At 65.6% G+C, this 15,906-nt stretch carries 13 protein-coding genes; 1 reads left to right on the plus strand and 12 read right to left on the minus strand.

The genetic code is table 11. The annotated features are described in order from the left end of the window. Positions 1 to 15 precede the first annotated feature (15 nt). The 10 genes from KYK29_RS18485 to obgE all read right to left on the minus strand — a co-directional run bounded on the left by KYK29_RS18485 (position 16) and on the right by obgE (position 10,414). Positions 16 to 585 (minus strand): CarD family transcriptional regulator, encoded by a 570-nt coding sequence (locus tag KYK29_RS18485; RefSeq protein WP_254692369.1) that lies wholly within the window; start codon positions 583 to 585, stop codon positions 16 to 18. Between the two features lie 362 nt (positions 586 to 947). Further along, positions 948 to 1,286, minus strand: coding sequence for a ferredoxin FdxA (fdxA, locus tag KYK29_RS18490; RefSeq protein WP_254692370.1), 339 nt, complete (start codon positions 1,284 to 1,286; stop codon positions 948 to 950). Between the two features lie 202 nt (positions 1,287 to 1,488). Further along, a complete protein-coding gene (locus KYK29_RS18495) occupies positions 1,489 to 1,908 on the minus strand; it encodes an RNA-binding S4 domain-containing protein (protein ID WP_254692371.1) in 420 nt (139 codons plus the stop codon). 4 nt (positions 1,909 to 1,912) lie between these two features. Then, on the minus strand, positions 1,913 to 4,975 hold the full coding sequence (locus KYK29_RS18500; RefSeq protein WP_254692452.1) for a helicase-related protein: 3,063 nt from the start codon (positions 4,973 to 4,975) through the stop codon (positions 1,913 to 1,915). Between the two features lie 240 nt (positions 4,976 to 5,215). After that, positions 5,216 to 5,698, minus strand: coding sequence for a 23S rRNA (pseudouridine(1915)-N(3))-methyltransferase RlmH (gene rlmH / locus KYK29_RS18505; RefSeq protein ID WP_254692372.1), 483 nt, complete (start codon positions 5,696 to 5,698; stop codon positions 5,216 to 5,218). Between the two features lie 101 nt (positions 5,699 to 5,799). After that, positions 5,800 to 6,288: a ribosome silencing factor gene (gene rsfS, locus KYK29_RS18510; RefSeq protein WP_437437276.1), complete on the minus strand. Its 489-nt coding sequence runs from the start codon at positions 6,286 to 6,288 to the stop codon at positions 5,800 to 5,802. A 31-nt stretch (positions 6,289 to 6,319) separates the two neighbouring features. Beyond that, positions 6,320 to 6,922 (minus strand): nicotinate-nucleotide adenylyltransferase, encoded by a 603-nt coding sequence (locus tag KYK29_RS18515; protein ID WP_254692453.1) that lies wholly within the window; start codon positions 6,920 to 6,922, stop codon positions 6,320 to 6,322. A gap of 37 nt (positions 6,923 to 6,959) precedes the next feature. Next, a complete protein-coding gene (locus tag KYK29_RS18520; RefSeq protein WP_254692374.1) occupies positions 6,960 to 8,243 on the minus strand; it encodes a glutamate-5-semialdehyde dehydrogenase in 1,284 nt (427 codons plus the stop codon). Further along, positions 8,236 to 9,402, minus strand: coding sequence for a glutamate 5-kinase (gene proB, locus KYK29_RS18525; RefSeq protein ID WP_254692375.1), 1,167 nt, complete (start codon positions 9,400 to 9,402; stop codon positions 8,236 to 8,238). The genes KYK29_RS18520 and proB overlap by 8 nt, the downstream gene beginning before the upstream one ends. Position 9,403: 1 nt before the next feature. Continuing rightward, positions 9,404 to 10,414: a GTPase ObgE gene (gene obgE / locus KYK29_RS18530; protein ID WP_254692376.1), complete on the minus strand. Its 1,011-nt coding sequence runs from the start codon at positions 10,412 to 10,414 to the stop codon at positions 9,404 to 9,406. A 448-nt stretch (positions 10,415 to 10,862) separates the two neighbouring features. Here obgE and KYK29_RS18535 point away from each other — a divergent pair, with 448 nt between their 5' ends. Continuing rightward, positions 10,863 to 12,794, plus strand: coding sequence for a methyl-accepting chemotaxis protein (locus KYK29_RS18535; protein ID WP_254692377.1), 1,932 nt, complete (start codon positions 10,863 to 10,865; stop codon positions 12,792 to 12,794). A gap of 60 nt (positions 12,795 to 12,854) precedes the next feature. Here the strand turns inward: KYK29_RS18535 and KYK29_RS18540 are convergent, their stop codons facing one another. Together KYK29_RS18540 and KYK29_RS18545 are read right to left on the minus strand one after the other, a co-directional pair. Then, entirely contained in the window at positions 12,855 to 15,209 is a 2,355-nt protein-coding gene (locus tag KYK29_RS18540) for an AI-2E family transporter (RefSeq protein WP_254692378.1), read from the minus strand. Between the two features lie 151 nt (positions 15,210 to 15,360). Then, a complete protein-coding gene (locus KYK29_RS18545; RefSeq protein ID WP_254692379.1) occupies positions 15,361 to 15,852 on the minus strand; it encodes an Lrp/AsnC family transcriptional regulator in 492 nt (163 codons plus the stop codon). Positions 15,853 to 15,906: the final 54 nt, after the last annotated feature.

The raw sequence follows: 15,906 nt of genomic DNA on the forward strand, positions 1-15,906 counted from the left end.
GCTATCGCGGAGAGATCAGGCCGCTTCGTCCTGCGTCTCGTCTTCCTCGGCAGCCTTGCCACGCTTCGGCCCCTTGTTCAGGTTGGCCTCCACGAGACGCACGGATTCGGTTTCCGACATCTTGTTGACGGCAGCGATTTCACGGGCCATGCGATCGAGGGCGGCCTCGTAGAGCTGGCGTTCGGAATAGGACTGTTCCGGCTGGTTTTCGGCGCGGTAGAGATCGCGGACCACCTCGGCAATCAAGATCAGGTCGCCGGAATTGATCTTGGCGTCATACTCCTGCGCACGGCGCGACCACATGGTCCGCTTGACGCGGGCCTTGCCCTGGACAACCTTCAGCGCGCGCTCGACGAAGTCCGTCTCCGACAATTTGCGCATGCCGATGGAAACGGCCTTGGCGACCGGAACCTTGAGACGCATCTTGTCCTTCTCGAAGTCGATGACAAAAAGCTCGAGCTTCATACCGGCGACTTCCTGCTCCTCGATGGCGACGATCTGTCCGACGCCATGGGCGGGATAGACAATCGATTCACCGGTCTTGAAGCCCTGGCGCGTGGAAGATTTCTTCTGCTGGGTCGTCATTCTGTTCAAATACTCCCTGTAACGCTCCCGGCAAGCGCCGGGTCGGGTCCGAAAACCCGGGAAAGACGGGGGCACCGTCGGGTGACACCACTCTGTTCCGTCCGCCATGCGCAAGGGTCCCTCGGCGCGTTCACATTGGTGGCAACACGAAGTTGCCTATGGGAGCTGGCGCCGGTGGGGATCGTTGCTTTCGTGGTGGTTTCGGGCACGCGACGTGCCGCGATATGGATCAGTATCCGGACCCTATCACAAAAAAGTGCCGAAATCAATAATTTGCTTCGCAAGGGTCATCAAGACTGTCCTATCGTCTTTCGACGAGGGCAAGCCTGTTTTCCCCAAATGACGTTTCGCCGTATCCGCGATCAGTCGCCCTGGCCGGGTTCTGGCGAGAAATATTTCTCGTACTTGCCGGGCTCCCCGTCCATCTCCTTCGCCTCCGGCATGGGATCCCGCTTGACGGTGATATTCGGCCAGACGGACGCAAAGTCGGAATTGAGCTTCAGCCACATGTCGAGACCGGGCTCCGTATCGGGCTTGATCGCCTCGGCGGGACATTCGGGTTCGCAAACGCCGCAGTCGATACATTCGTCCGGATGGATGACCAGGAAGTTCTCGCCCTCGTAGAAACAGTCGACCGGGCACACTTCGACACAGTCCGTATACTTGCAGCGTATGCAGTTGTCGGTCACGACATACGTCATGAGTCACTCCAGAAACGTCATATAGCAGGTGAAGATCCCTTCACCCCGGCAGGGCCCGCGCAACGACGAGCCGCCGACAGAAATCGTCGCACACGACGATCGTCACCCTGCGGCGCGCCCTTTCGGTGGTTGAGGTAAAGGCTTTGCAGGGGCTTTGCAAGGGCAATCCATGCGGCGTTTCCGCCTGTATTGGCATGGTTTTCTAATCCTCGTCGCCACCGGAAAGATCGTGCAGGCGATCGGTCTGCCGCCGCTCCCGCTTGGTGGGACGACCGGTCCCGCGATCCCGCGTCGCCTGGGCGAAGGAATTGCGCTCTCCGCGTGGCGCAGGCGGCGGCGTCATGTCCTCGTAGAGAAGACGCGCCTCATCGTAAGGCCCGCGCCGCTCGCCGGGCTTGAGCACCCTGACGACGGTATCCTGGCGGTCGAGCGAGACAATGACGACGTCGCCCGGACGGACCGCCTGCGACGCTTGCCGGATCACCGTGCCGTTGATACGGACATCGCCCGCCTCCACGGTTTTCGCCGCCAGCGAACGCGACTTGCGCAGTCGCGCGAAGAACAGCCATTTGTCGATGCGCTGACGCGCCTGACGATCCGGCAGTTCCTCATCGCGGGCCATGATCCTACTTCTTCAGTTGCTCCTTGAGCGCCGCAAGCTTGGCGAAGGGCGAATCCGGATCGATCGGCTTGTCCTTGCGGGGCGGCCGCGCCTCGAATTTCGCCTGCTGGGGCTTGCCGCCGCGATCCTGCCGCTCGCCACGGTCCGGGCGACCCTTGCCATGCGGCTTGCCGTCACGGCCCTTGCCGTCGGAGCGGTTTCCTTCGGGGCGGTTGCCGCGACCTTCACGCCGCTCGCCGCCCGGCTGGCCGCGCTGGCGCTCACCGCGCCGCTCGCCCTGCCGCTGCCCCTGGCGCTGGTTGTCGTTGCGGCCACCCGGACGCCAGAGCAGCACCGGCTTGGGTTCGACAGGCTCCACCTCGGCAACGGCTGCCGCTTCCGGCGTCTCGGTCCGCGTTTCGGGCAGCACCTCGGCGGCCGGCGTCTCGACAGCCTGTTCTTCCGCCGCACTTTCGGCCGCAACCGGCTCGGAAACCGCGGCCGGAGCGTCGGCGGCCGCAACGGCTTCCACCGTTTCGACCGCGTCGCCGGATGCATCCGCATCCGCCTCAGCGGCGCCTGCGGGCGTTTCGGTGGGTGCCGTTTCCGGCGTTTCAGCGGCCGTGGGCTCCAGCGCCGCGAGATGGGCCGCGACGTCTTCGGCCGAAACGCTGTCGGCGCGATAGCCGAGCCCCTTCAGGATCTCTTCCATATCGTCGGGCGTCGCGCCGAGGATGGACAGCATCGCCGTGGTCGCCATGAAGCGGCGGCCGTCATAGGCGCCTTCGGGACGCGCCGCGCCCGGCTTCCACTGGAGAAGCGGGCGGATGAGGTCGGCGAGACGCTCGAGGATATCGATACGCACCGCGCGCTTGCCGAGGAAACGGAAGCCCGCGAGCTTGTAGAAGGCGCGCTCCAGCTCCGGATCGGTGACGACCGAGGTCCGGCCGGCGGCCAGCACCGGAATGAGGTCGCCATAGCCCGGCTTGTCGAGCGCGTCGTTCTTCAGTGCCCACAGCAGCGTTATGAGTTCGGCCGGGGCCGGCTTCAGGAGCGCCGGCATGAAGACGTGATAGGCACCGAAACGGATGCCGTGCTTGCGGATCGAGGCGCGCGCCTCCTGGTCCAGCGCCTTCACGTCGTCCGCCACCTCGCGGCGGAACAGCACGCCGAGGTTTTCGACGAGCTGGAAGGCCAGCCCCTTGGCCAGTCCCTGAAGGTCCTCGGCGCGCGACAGGTCGTCGAGCGGCTTCAGCACGGTCGCGATATGATGGTTGACGAAGCGCTCGATCCGGGCGGCGACGTGCTCGCGCGCGTTGCCGGAAAGATGCTCGTCGGAAAGCAGGATGACGCGCGGACGCATGATGTGATCGCTGGCCGCAAGGCGCGCGACGGGATCTCCGAGCCAGCGCACGGTGCCGTCGGCGCCAAGCGCGAGATCGGCGTTGCCGGAGGCATGCAGGCGCGCCGCGCGGGCTTCGAATTCCAGCGCAAGCGCCTTCTGCGCGGCCGCCTGAACGGCTTTCGCATCAGGCCCTTCCGCACCGGACACCAGCGTGAACCGGAAACCGGCCAACTGTCCTACATGATGTCCTTCCACGAAGACATCGCCATTCACACTGATTTCAGCTTCCAGCATCGCATTCTCTCTCAGGCGCCTCATGAGCACAGATGTCCTGCGATCAACAAAGCGTTTCGTCAACCGTTCATGTAGCGCATCGGACAATCGGTCTTCGATTTCCCGCGTCTTTTCCTGCCAGTGTGTCGGATCGGCCAGCCAGCCGGGCCGGTTCGACACATAGGTCCAGGTCCGTATCTGCGCGATTCGCGCCGAAAGCGTGTCGATCTCGCCGTCCGTCCGGTCCGCACGGCGGACCTGATCGGCCATGAAATCCTCGTTCACCGTACCGCGCCGGGCAAGATCGGTATAGAGCGCGGCGATGAGATCGGCATGCTGGGCGGGCGTGATCCGGCGATAGTCCGGCAGCGCGCAGGCCTCCCAAAGCTTCTCTACCCGGTCCGGACCCGTCGCCAGGTCGCGGATATCGGGATAGCGCGAGAGATGTTCGAGCGCCTGCTGGTCGACCGCCGGCAGCGCCCGCGTCAGCCCGCCGATCGGCGGCGGTGCGTCGAGCGAGCGGCGCAGGGCGGCAAGCGAGGAATAGTCGAAGCGCGTGGTGCGCCATTGCAGCACCCGCAGCGGATCGAACTGATGCGTCTCGATACGCTTGACGAGTTCATCGTCGAAGGGCTCGACCCTGCCCGTGACCCCGAAGGTGCCGTCGTTGAGATGGCGGCCGGCGCGGCCGGCGATCTGGGCGAGTTCGGCCGGGTTGAGATTGCGGAACTGATAGCCGTCGAATTTGCGATCCTGCGCAAAGGCGACGTGGTCGACATCGAGGTTCAGCCCCATGCCGATTGCATCGGTGGCGACGAGATATTCGACGTCACCCTCCTGGTAGAGCGCCACCTGGGCGTTGCGGGTGCGCGGCGAGAGCGCACCCAGCACCACGGCCGCCCCGCCGCGCTGGCGGCGGATCAGCTCCGCGATCGCGTAGACCTCGTCGGCCGAGAAGGCGACGATGGCGCTGCGCTGCGGCAGGCGGGTTATCTTCTTCGAACCGGCATAGAAAAGCTGCGACAGGCGCGGCCGCTCGATGACCGTGAGCCCCGGCAGGAGCTGTTCGAGGATCGGCTTCATGGTGGCCGCGCCGAGCAGCAACGTTTCGTCACGCCCCCGCAGGTGCAGCACCCGGTCGGTGAAGATGTGGCCGCGCTCCAGATCGCCGGCAAGCTGCACCTCGTCGATAGCGACGAAGGAGGCGCGCGTTTCGCGCGGCATGGCTTCCACCGTGCAGACGGAGAAACGCGCCAGGGCCGGCGTGATCCGTTCCTCGCCGGTGATGAGTGCGACGTTGTGGTACCCCACCTTCTCGACCAGGCGCGTATAGACCTCGCGCGCCAGCAGCCTCAGCGGCAGGCCGATCACGCCTGTCTCATGGGCCACCATGCGTTCGATTGCGTAGTGGGTCTTACCCGTGTTCGTCGGGCCGAGGACCGCAGTGACGCCGCGGCCGCTCAGGATCATGGGTGCTTGCGACAAGACATGCCCCGGAAAGTTTCAATCGACGCCGGACGCGCCGGCGCATCGGCAGGCCACAAATGCCCACGACGGGACCGGAAGGCAAGGGGCAAGAGCGACATGGATCGAAAACCGCCGCCGCCGGACAGGATTTCCCACCCCGGCGCTCCCGTTCTACCGGCGTCGGTCTGGAGCGTTTCCGCAATTCCGGACGCAAAACCGCTGCGCACTTTTGCTGAGATTACTTTAGCTGCGATGGTAGGGATGACCGGACAGGATCGTCACGGCGCGATAGAGCTGCTCGGCGATGAGAATGCGCGCAAGCTGGTGCGGCCAGGTGAGTTTGCCGAGGCAAAGTGTGGCGTCGGCGCGCGCGTGAAGCGTCGGATCGAGCCCGTCCGCACCGCCGATGGCGATCATCAGGTCGCGCCGGCCGCCATCGCGGAACCCGGCGATCAACTCGGAAAAACCATGGGAATCGAGCGCCTTTCCACGCTCGTCGAGAAGGATGAGCGCGGCGCCTTCGGGTAGCGCCTTTTCGAGCAGCGCCGCCTCCTCGCGCTTGCGCGCCGGCGCGCTGCCGGCGCGGCTTTCACCGACTTCGGCGATACGACCGAGATCGAGGCCCACTGCCGGACCGGCTCTGGCGAAACGGTCGAGATAGCGGGCGGCAAGTTCCTTCTCGGGGCCGGCTTTCAACCGTCCCACGGCAAAGAGTCCGATCCGCATGGCCGCTCCTGTCCCTTCATCCGCTGCAATCCCGGATGCTCACGGCTGGCCGCGCCCTGCCGGGATTGCGATAACCGCCGGACAGGCGCCCGGCGTTTGTTTCAGTGTACGGTCCCGTCCTCGATTTCGGGCGCCGCCCACATTCTCTCGAGGTTGTAGAACTCCCGGATTTCCGGACGGAACACATGGATGATGACGTCGCCGATGTCGATCAGCACCCAGTCGCCGGCTTCCAGTCCTTCGACCCGGGCGCCGCCCAGACCTTCGTCCTTCAGATCGGAAATGAGATGATCGGCGATCGCCGTGACATGACGGTTGGAGCGTCCGGATACGACCACCATGTAGTCGCCCAGCGCGGATTTGCCGCCGATGTCGATGGTGACCATGTCTTCGGCCTTGGAGTCCTCCAGGCTACGGAGGACCAGTTGAAGCGCGCGGTCGGCGGCATCGTCGCCACGTTCCCGGCTCTTGGAGGAAACGCCGATGGCGCTTCCCTTGGCGTGCACTGTTGTCAGGTTGGTTCCTTTCCGCAAACAGGACAAGCACGATACGGCGGCGAACCTGCGCCGTCGCACCGTGAATCTAGGCATCATCGGGGCCGGATTTCAAGGTGTCGTCGGCCTAAGGCCGGCTTTTCTCCTCCACGGCCTGCCGGCGCAGCGCGGTGGAACTCACGGCGGAGCGAGGCCCATGGATGAAGGTCCAGGCCGGAGCCGTGCGCATGGCGAGCACGCCGGCATCCTTCTCGTCGACCCGGGCATAGTCGAAAGCCTTCGCCATCCGCGAGGAAAGATAGGCGAGCGTCGAGCCCGGCCGGTCGATCACCGCGATGGGAAAGGTGCAGGCGATTTTCCGCCAGTTCTGCCATTGGTGGAAGGTCGCAAGATTGTCCGCGCCCATGATCCACACGAAGCGGACGCCACGATTGAGCGATCGCACCCGCTCCAGCGTCTTTGCCGTGTAACTCTGGCCCAACCGTTTCTCGAAGGCCGTCACCTTGACGCGGGGGCCGGGGGCGAGGCCCTCGCTGAGACGGATGCGCTCGGACAGCGGCGCAAGCTCATGCCGGCTCTTGAGCGGATTGCCGGGCGTCACCATCCACCAGAGCTGATCGAGCTCAAGGCGGCGCAGCGCCGTCTCGGCGACGAGCGCATGGCCTTCGTGCGGAGGATTGAAGGAGCCACCGAACAGGCCGACCGCCATGCCCTTCTCGACATGCGGCATTCGCAGATAGCGCTCGGCGACCGCGTCCGTGCTCACCTCAGGGCCGGACCTGTCCGGTGCCGCGCACGCGATACTTGAAGGAGGTGAGCTGTTCGACGCCGACGGGGCCGCGCGCGTGCATCTTGCCCGTGGCGATACCGATCTCGCCGCCCATGCCGAACTCGCTGCCGTCGGCGAACTGCGTCGAGGCGTTGTGCACGAGGATCGCCGAATCGATTTCTCCGAAGAAGCGTTCCACCACGGCCGGATCCTCCGCGACGACGGCCTCGGTATGGGCCGAGGACCAGCGGCCGATATGGTCTATCGCGCCGCCGACGCCATCCACGAGGGCGACGGAAATGATCGCATCGAGATATTCGCTCGACCAGTCCGCCTCGCCCGCCGCGGCAAGGCCGGGGACGCGCGCGCGGATCTCTTCGGTCGCGCGCACCTGGCAGCCGGCGGACCGCAGCGCTTCGACGAGCGGGACGAGATGGCTGTCGGCCGCCGCGCGATCGACCAGCAGCGTCTCGGCCGCGCCGCAGATACCGGTGCGCCGCATCTTGGCGTTAACGACGATCTCCCTGGCCATCGCCAGCCTGGCGGAGGCGTCGACATAGACGTGGCAGATGCCCTCGAGATGCGCGAAGACCGGGACGCGCGCCTCGTTCTGAACACGCGAAACCAGGCTTTTGCCGCCGCGCGGCACGATCACGTCGATGGCACCGTCGAGACCGGACAGCATCGCGCCCACGGCGGCGCGATCCGTCACCGGCACATATTGGATGGCGTGCTCGGGAAGGCCCGCGGCCGTGAGGCCGGCAACGAGGCACGAATGGATCGCCCGCGAGGAGTGCACGCTGTCGGAACCGCCGCGCAGGATGACGGCGTTGCCGGCCTTCAGGCACAGCGCGCCGGCATCCGCCGTCACATTGGGTCGGCTCTCGTAGATGACGCCGATGACCCCGAGCGGCGTACGCACGCGCTCGATATGCAGGCCGTTCGGCCGGTCCCATTCGGCGATAACGTCGCCGACCGGGTCCTTCAGCGCCGCGATGTCGCGGATTGCGGCGGCGATGGCGTCGATCCGCTCCGGCGTCAGCATCAGGCGGTCGAGAAAAGCAGGCGCGACGCCGCTTTCGCGCGCGGCCGCCAGATCGAGCGCATTGGCGGCAAGGATGTCCGCACGCTTCGTCTCGATGACGCCGGCCATCGCTTCGAGCGCGGCGGTCTTGCGATCGGCTCCCGCAGTGGAGAGCGGCCTGGCGGCGGCGCGCGCATTGCGGCCGATTTCCGCCATCAATGCGCCAATGTCGATGGCATCCCCGACCTGCTCAAGCATCGACGGCATCCTTCTCCTCGTCGCGGGTCTTCGGTGCGCCGGTCATCACCAGATCGTCCCGATGCACCATGGCGGCCCGGCCGACATACCCGAGAATGGCGGCGATCTCCGCGGATTTCCGCCCGACGATCAGCCGCGCCTCATCAGCGTCGTAGCCTGCGAGGCCACGGGCGATTTCACGCCCGGCGACACCTACGATCGAGATGGTATCACCACGCGAAAAGAAGCCGGAAACGCTACGCACGCCGGCCGGCAACAGGCTCTTTCCGGCCATGAGCGCCCGTTCCGCCCCCGCGTCGATCTCCAGCCGGCCGGCCGGTTGCAGCTTTCCGGCGATCCAGGTCTTGCGCGCCGTAACCGGCGAACCGGAAGGAGCGAACCAGGACGAGCGCGCGCCCTGCCCGATGGCCAAAAGCGGACGCTCGACCTTGCCGGACGCGATGATCATCGCGCAGCCCGCGCCGGTCGCGATCTTGCCGGCGTCGATCTTGGTGCGCATGCCGCCGCGCGACAGTTCCGACGCGGCGCCGCCGGCCATGGCCTCGATCTCCGGCGTGATGGCGTCGACCGTCTCGAGAAAGCGCGCGTCGGGATCAAGATGCGGCGGCGCGGTATAAAGGCCGTCGATATCGGACAGCAGCACCAGCAGGTCGGCGCCCGTCATCGTCGCCACCCGGGCCGCCAGCCGGTCGTTGTCGCCGTAACGGATCTCGGTGGTGGCGACGGTGTCGTTCTCGTTGATGATCGGCACCGAGCCGAGCTTCAGGAGCTGGCTGATCGTGGCCCGGGCGTTGAGATAGCGTCGCCGCTCCTCCGTGTCGCCGAGCGTCAGCAGGATCTGTCCGGCAACGACGCCATGGGAAGACAGGCTTTCCGACCAGGCGCGGGCAAGCGCGATCTGGCCGACGGCGGCCGCCGCCTGGCTTTCTTCCAGCTTCAGCGTCCCTGCCAGCACCTTCAGCACGGAACGTCCGAGGGCGATCGCCCCCGAGGAGACGACCAGGACCTCGGTCCCGCCAGCCCTCAGCATCGCAAGGTCCGTGCAAAGCGCATCGAGCCAGGCCGTCTTCAGCCCGTCCATGCGATCGACGAGCAGCGCCGAACCGATCTTCACGACGACCCGGCGGTATTTCGCAAGCGGTTTGCGGATCTTCGTCATGTCAGTCGGCGGTCCCGTCCCGGCTGGTTTCGGCAATCACGTCGCGCAGCGCCCGCAGCGCCTCCGTCATGCCGAGGCCGACGACGGCGGAAAGCTGGAGCGGCGTCTTGCCGCAGGCGTCGGCCAGCGCCGCGACCTTCTGCCGGCGCTCGTCCTCGTCCAGGATGTCGATCTGCGACAGCGCCACGATCTCCGGTTTGTCGGCGAGCCCCTCGCCATAGGCTTCAAGCTCGTGCTTGACCGTCCGATAGGCTCCGGCGACGTCTTCTTCCTGCGCGGAAACGAGGTGCAGCAGCACACGGGTGCGCTCCACATGGCCAAGGAACCGGTCACCGAGGCCGACACCCTCATGAGCGCCTTCGATCAGGCCGGGGATATCGGCGATAATGAACTCGCGCCCGTCCACGGTGGCAACGCCGAGGTTGGGATGCAGCGTCGTGAAGGGATAATTGGCGATCTTCGGCCGGGCGCGCGTGCAGGTCGCCAGAAAGGTCGACTTGCCGGCGTTCGGCAGGCCGACGAGACCGGCGTCGGCGATCAGCTTGAGGCGCAGCCAGATCGTCTTTTCCTCGCCCGGCAGGCCCGGATTGGCCCAATTGGGAGCCTGATTGGTGGAGGACTTGAAATGCGCGTTGCCGAAGCCGCCGTTGCCGCCGGCAGCCAGCCGGAAGCGCTGGCCTTCGCTGACGAGGTCGACGATCAGCGTCTCCTTGTCCTCCTCGAAGATCTGGGTTCCCACCGGCACCTTCATCGTCACGCTTGCGCCATTTGCGCCGGTGCGATTGCGGCCCATGCCGTGTACGCCGATCGACGCCTTGAAATGCTGCTGATAGCGGAAATCGATCAACGTGTTGAGGCCGTTGACGGCCTCGATCCAGACGTCCCCGCCGCGCCCGCCGTCGCCGCCGTCAGGGCCACCGAACTCGATGAATTTCTCGCGCCGGAAGGAAACGGCGCCGGCCCCGCCGTCCCCGGACCGGATATATACTTTGGCTTCGTCCAGAAATTTCATCGGCCGCCGTCCATTATTGCCATGTCATCACGCTGAATTGTGTCTTCGATACAGACGGTTCCCGCCGAGGTCAAAGATTATCGTGCGTCGTCACACATCAGTTCGGCGCGCCGCGCCATACCGCCCGGCCGGCTTTTCGCCCGGCACGGCCGGTTTCCTCGCAGGCGATGCAACCAGAGAAAATAGACATACCCGTGATAGTAGCAAATTGTTTACTTCTAGTGATCTAGCAATGAGCCTGCACGATGGATCCGATAATACATCCGGTTCGTCGGAGCCTGTCGCGTCGGCATGAAACGGACAGGCGCCTCCCAAGGCCGACGGGCCGCATGATCGCGCCCTTCGCACCCAATGACTGGGTGTTCTCCCGTGTAATGTGAGATTCACTGCGGCCCGGCAGCCCGCCGAAGACGGGTTCCGCGCCTTACTTCCCGGAAGCAGAGAACATATGTCCTTTTTGAACAATACCCGGATCAAGACAAAGATCTTGTCCGTCATCGCCGCAGTATCGGTGCTGGCGCTTTGCGGCACCGTCTACATGGCGCAGACGTTCTGGAACAGCGATACCATCTATTCGCGCTTCATCGACAGGGATGCGACGGCCTTGCGCCAGATCGCCCGTGCCGACCGTAATTTCGTGACCCTTTTCTACAATACCTATCGCATCGGCGTTCACGGCGAGGGGTCGGAAAGCTACGCTTCCGCGATGGACAACCTCGAATCCAACTCCGAGCTGCTGTATGCCCGCATGAACGAGGCCAAGGAGCTTCTGCCCGAAAAGGCCGAGGAAATCGAGAACTTCATCGTCGAGATGCGAGAGCTCGAAGGAGAAATCAGAACGGTCACCGCACAGGCCAAGAACGGATCGATCGGCGCCCTGCGCTCGCAGATCGTCAGACTCGACGCCCGTGGCGAGCAACTCGGCGTACGGCTGCGCGCCTTCACCGACGGCCTGCTCGCGGAGCTGGAAGTTCGCGCCAATACGATCTCCGCCGGCAACCTCAACACCATCGCCTACTCGCTGGGCGGTATCGTGCTTGCCATCATCGCCGCCTTTGCGGCCGGCCTGGCGGTTGCCAGCCGCGGCATCGCCCAGCCGATCGGACGCCTGCAGGAGCGCATGCGCACGCTGGCGGCCGGCGACGTCGAAGAGGCCATCCCGGGCATGGAGCGCGGCGACGAGGTCGGCGAGATGGCCAAGGCCGTCAATGTCTTCCTTGAGAACGCCCAGGCGCGCATCCGGCTGGAGCAGGAGGCCGAGGCCAACCGCAGCCTCTCCGAGACCGAACGCCTGGCGCGCGAAGCGCAGCAGGCGAAGGAAGCAGCCGACGTGAAATTCGCGGTCAACAATCTTGCCACCGCCCTTTCGAAACTGTCGGACGGCGATGTGTCCTATCGCATCGGCGATACCTTCACCGAAACGCTGGACGCCGTACGCAGGGACTTCAACGTCTCCGCCGAGAAACTGCAATCGGCGCTGGCTCTCGTGGCCGAGAATGCCCGCGGCATCGACGCCGGCTCAAACGAGATCAAGTCGGCCGCCGACGATCTCGCCCGCCGCACCGAGCAGCAGGCCGCAGCCGTCGAGGAAACCGCCGCCGCGCTTGAGGAAATCACCACGACGGTGAAGGATTCCACCCGCCGCGCGCAGGAGGCCGGCCAGCTCGCCGCCCGCGCCCGTCACGATGCGGAACAGTCGGGCGCCGTCGTGCGCCGGGCGATCGGCGCCATGGAGCGGATCGAGAAATCGTCCGACGAGATCGGCAACATCATCGGCGTGATCGACGAGATCGCCTTCCAGACCAACCTTCTCGCCCTCAACGCGGGCGTGGAAGCCGCACGCGCCGGCGAGGCCGGCAAGGGTTTTGCCGTCGTGGCGCAGGAGGTGCGTGAACTCGCCCAGCGCTCGGCCAATGCCGCCAAGGAGATCAAGACGCTGATCACCGCTTCGAACGAGCAGGTGCAGGAAGGCGTGCAGCTCGTCGGCGATACCGGGCGGGCCCTGGAGACCATCGTGCGCGAGGTGCAGGAGATCGACCAGAACGTGGCGGCGATCGTCGAGTCGGCCCAGGAGCAGTCCTCCGGGCTCCAGCAGATCAATACCGCCGTCAACCAGATGGATCAGGACACCCAGAAGAATGCCGCGATGGTCGAGGAAACGACCGCCGCAAGCCACAGCCTGGCGCGGGAAGTCGTTTCCCTCAGCCAGCTTCTGGGTCAGTTCCGGCTGGCCGCCACGGACGCGCCGGCGGCAGTCGCACGCCCGGCTTCCGGCACGGAAACGCCGGCAGCCTCCCCGGCCCGCGCGCTCGGCCGCAAGGTCGCCCGGGCCTTCTCGGGCAACGCGGCGGTCGCCTCCGCCGATTGGGAGGAATTCTGAGCGATCAGCCGTCGCTTTCTGAAAGCACCGCCCGCGTTCCTTCGCGGGCGGCCTTCCCGATCATTCCGGCACCTGCTGGCCGACGGTTGCGGAAGCCGCCGGCTCCGGCGCTTCGGCCTCTTGTGTTTCCTCGCCGGTGATCAGCGCCGTGGCGTCGGCGGCGAGCGTGTCGAGCAACCCCTTTTCCTTGTCGTCGAGACCGTGCGGCTTCGTATCCAGAAGGCAGAACGCACCCAGCACATGGCCGTCCGCCGTGCGCAACGGCGCGCCAGCATAAAAACGGGTGTTCCATAACGCGATGGCCGGATGATCCGCGAAGCGTGGATCGCGCTCCGCATCCGAAACGACCAGCATCCGGCCCGACCCGACGACATGGTCGCACACCGCCTGATGACGGGGCATCACGATCATGTCGGTCCCATCGCCGGTGCGCATGCCCGGCAGGTCGCGGCTTTGACCGACGATGAATTCCCGCTCTCCATCGATGGCGGAAATGACGGCGAAACCGACATCGAAGACATCGGCCGCGCGCTTGGCGAGCGCGTCGAGTTCTTCGCGCGCATGGCCGTCCAGAATGCCGCTGGCGTGCAAGGCCGCGATCCGTTCCGCATCGTTTTCCGGTGTCGGGGCCTGCTGCGCAGCCAGCGCCTCTTCCGGCGAAAGCATGTGGCGGAGCCGCTCGACCGCCTCGTCGATCGACACGACCACCCCGTCGGCCCCGAGCTTGCGGAAGGCGTCGTCCTCCAGAAGCGATGGCGGGCGGTTCCACAGCGCCAGAACCAGTTTCAGATGCGGCCAGCGCTGGCGCAGGCGGCGGCACAGCTGACGCGCGGCCGCCGCGGGCGCATCGCTGAAATAGCCGATGCAGACGATGTCGGTCGCCTCCAGGTCCAGCTTCGCCACATGACGGGCGGTCGCGCCGGTCGCCGCACGGGCTTCGGCGGCGATACCCTCGTGACCGAGCGCATGGGCCAGCATCGCTGCGGCGATCGAATCGACATCCCATTTCCCGCCGAGACAGACCACCCGCGCCGGCTGTCCGGAGACCTCCGCGACGGGGTAATCCTCCCGCAGGTCGTCGAGAAGATCGTCCATGCCGTTGGCGACGCGCAGGCGGTGTTCCGCCGTGGCGTTGCGGGCATAGTCGGTCCCCGCCTGGCGCAGGACCTCGATGCCGATATCGTTGTAGAAAGCGCGCAACGAGGTGCGCTCCACCTCACCGGCGGCGATATCGGCCGCCTCGTCGGGATCGTCGGCGAGCAGGCGCTGATAGATGCGCGTCGGCAGATCGAGCGCCGGCGCGGAGCCGAGCAGCGTGTCGAGGAACTGCATCTGCGGCAGGTTGCGGCCGACCACCAGCAGGCAGACCGTCAGCGGCGTCGACAGGATCAGCCCGACCGGCCCCCAGAGCAACGTCCAGAAGGTCGCGGCGGCGATCAGCGAGATAGCGGACAAGCCGGTGCTGGAGCCATAGAGCAGCGGCTCGACCACATTGTTGCTGAGAAGCTCCAGAACGACGATCAGGCCGAGCGTCAGCAGAATCATCTGCCAGCCGGGATCGACCGCGAAGGCGAGCGCCAGCGGAAAGACCGCCGAAATCACCGGGCCGATATAGGGAATGAAGCGCATGACGGCGGCGACCGTGCCCCACAGCAGCGCGCCCGGCACGCCGATCAGCCACAGGCCGAGGGCCATGGGCACGCCGTAGGTCACATTCACCAGCAGCTGCATCAGCAAATATTTGCTGATGCGCGCGCCGGCTTCCTCCATCGCCGTGGTGGAGCGATGGATATTGCCGCCGAGAAGCCGCAGCAGGCGATCGCGCAGGTCGCTGCGGTCGAGCAACGCCAGGAAGACGAAGACGAAGACGATGCCCGCCGTGGCCAAGGGCTCCAGCAGCGGCGTCAGCCATTCGAAGGCCATCTCGAAGGGAGATTGGGGCGCGGGGACCACCTCGACGCGTTGCGGAGCATCGGCGCCAGGCAGGGTTTCCGGCTCGGGTTCCACCTCCTTTTGCAGGCTGTCGACCGTTTCCAGCGCCCGCTCGACAATTCCCGGTCCCTGCATCTGGTGACGCAGGTCGACCAGCTTGTCGCGGATCGTCGTCTGGTACGTCGGCAGCTCCGCACCGAGGGAACGGACCTGGGTGACCAGCAGCATGCCCATTCCGGCAAACAGCGTCAGCACCATCGTCAGCACCACCAGCACGGAAAGGAGGCGGGGCAGGCCGCGGCGCGTCAGCCAGGAAACGAGCGGGTTCAGCGCGAAGCTGATCAGGAAGGCGACGGCCAGCGGCAAGAGCACGTCGCGGCCGAGATAGAGCGCGGCGATGACAAGGGTCGCCGCAAGCAGCGCGGCGGCGACGTGGACGATATCGCCCTGCGGCGGCGGACCATCGCCCCCGTCGGCAGCCATTGCGGTTGGTCGGAGGTCTCGTGTCGGCACGCCTGCGTTCTCCCCTGAATGCCGGAAGACGCGCCCGCGCGGTGTCCGGTCTGCGATATCTTGGGCGCCCGCGCCCAAGATCAAGTCGCCCGCTCCCGCATTATGCAGCCGGCATGCGGTCTCAACCAGCCGCCGGCAGGTTGCTCCAGCTTTCCTTGACGGTTTCCATCGCCACGCTGGTCGACGTGCTGGCGACGAAGGGCAGCGTGGAGATCCGCTCGCCGAGCACATGCCGGTAGCGGCGGATATCACGGGTGCGGATTTTCAGCAGATAGTCGAAGCGGCCGGCGATCAGGTGGCATTCCTCCACTTCCCTGATCTTCTTCACCGCGTCGTTGAAGCTTTTCAGCGCCTCTTCGCGGGTATTGGTGAGCTTCACCTCCGCGAAGGCCACATGATCGAGATCCAGGCGAGCCGGATTGAGGATCGCCGTGAAACCCTCGATGTAGCCTCCCTCGATCAGCCGCCTGAGCCGGTTCTGGCAGGGCGTCTTGGAAAGGCCCACCCGCTGGGCGAGGTCGGTGACCGAGATCCGGCCATCCTCGGTGACCGCCCTGAGGATTCTCCTGTCGAACTGGTCTAATTCACTGATATTCTCGCCTATGATGGCCATTTCACACGATCCCATACCAAAAAATAAGTCATTATGATTCATTCAGGCATCAAA

This window comes from Shinella daejeonensis (assembly GCF_024281235.1).
In the GTDB taxonomy this organism is placed as follows: domain Bacteria; phylum Pseudomonadota; class Alphaproteobacteria; order Rhizobiales; family Rhizobiaceae; genus Shinella; species Shinella daejeonensis.

Excerpts from the sequence above, each read along its gene's own strand:
- KYK29_RS18520 (WP_254692374.1), bottom strand. The coding sequence starts at position 8,243 with ATGCTTGAGCAGGTCGGGGATGCCATCGACATTGGCGCATTGATGGCG.
- KYK29_RS18500 (WP_254692452.1), bottom strand. The coding sequence starts at position 4,975 with ATGATCCTGAGCGGCCGCGGCGTCACTGCGGTCCTCGGCCCGACGAAC.
- rsfS (WP_437437276.1), bottom strand. The coding sequence starts at position 6,288 with ATGCCTAGATTCACGGTGCGACGGCGCAGGTTCGCCGCCGTATCGTGC.
- proB (WP_254692375.1), bottom strand. The coding sequence starts at position 9,402 with ATGACGAAGATCCGCAAACCGCTTGCGAAATACCGCCGGGTCGTCGTG.
- rlmH (WP_254692372.1), bottom strand. The coding sequence starts at position 5,698 with ATGCGGATCGGACTCTTTGCCGTGGGACGGTTGAAAGCCGGCCCCGAG.
- KYK29_RS18535 (WP_254692377.1), top strand. The coding sequence starts at position 10,863 with ATGTCCTTTTTGAACAATACCCGGATCAAGACAAAGATCTTGTCCGTC.
- KYK29_RS18485 (WP_254692369.1), bottom strand. The coding sequence starts at position 585 with ATGACGACCCAGCAGAAGAAATCTTCCACGCGCCAGGGCTTCAAGACC.
- KYK29_RS18515 (WP_254692453.1), bottom strand. The coding sequence starts at position 6,922 with ATGCCGCATGTCGAGAAGGGCATGGCGGTCGGCCTGTTCGGTGGCTCC.
- KYK29_RS18540 (WP_254692378.1), bottom strand. The coding sequence starts at position 15,209 with ATGGCTGCCGACGGGGGCGATGGTCCGCCGCCGCAGGGCGATATCGTC.
- obgE (WP_254692376.1), bottom strand. The coding sequence starts at position 10,414 with ATGAAATTTCTGGACGAAGCCAAAGTATATATCCGGTCCGGGGACGGC.
- KYK29_RS18495 (WP_254692371.1), bottom strand. The coding sequence starts at position 1,908 with ATGGCCCGCGATGAGGAACTGCCGGATCGTCAGGCGCGTCAGCGCATC.
- KYK29_RS18545 (WP_254692379.1), bottom strand. The coding sequence starts at position 15,852 with ATGGCCATCATAGGCGAGAATATCAGTGAATTAGACCAGTTCGACAGG.
- fdxA (WP_254692370.1), bottom strand. The coding sequence starts at position 1,286 with ATGACGTATGTCGTGACCGACAACTGCATACGCTGCAAGTATACGGAC.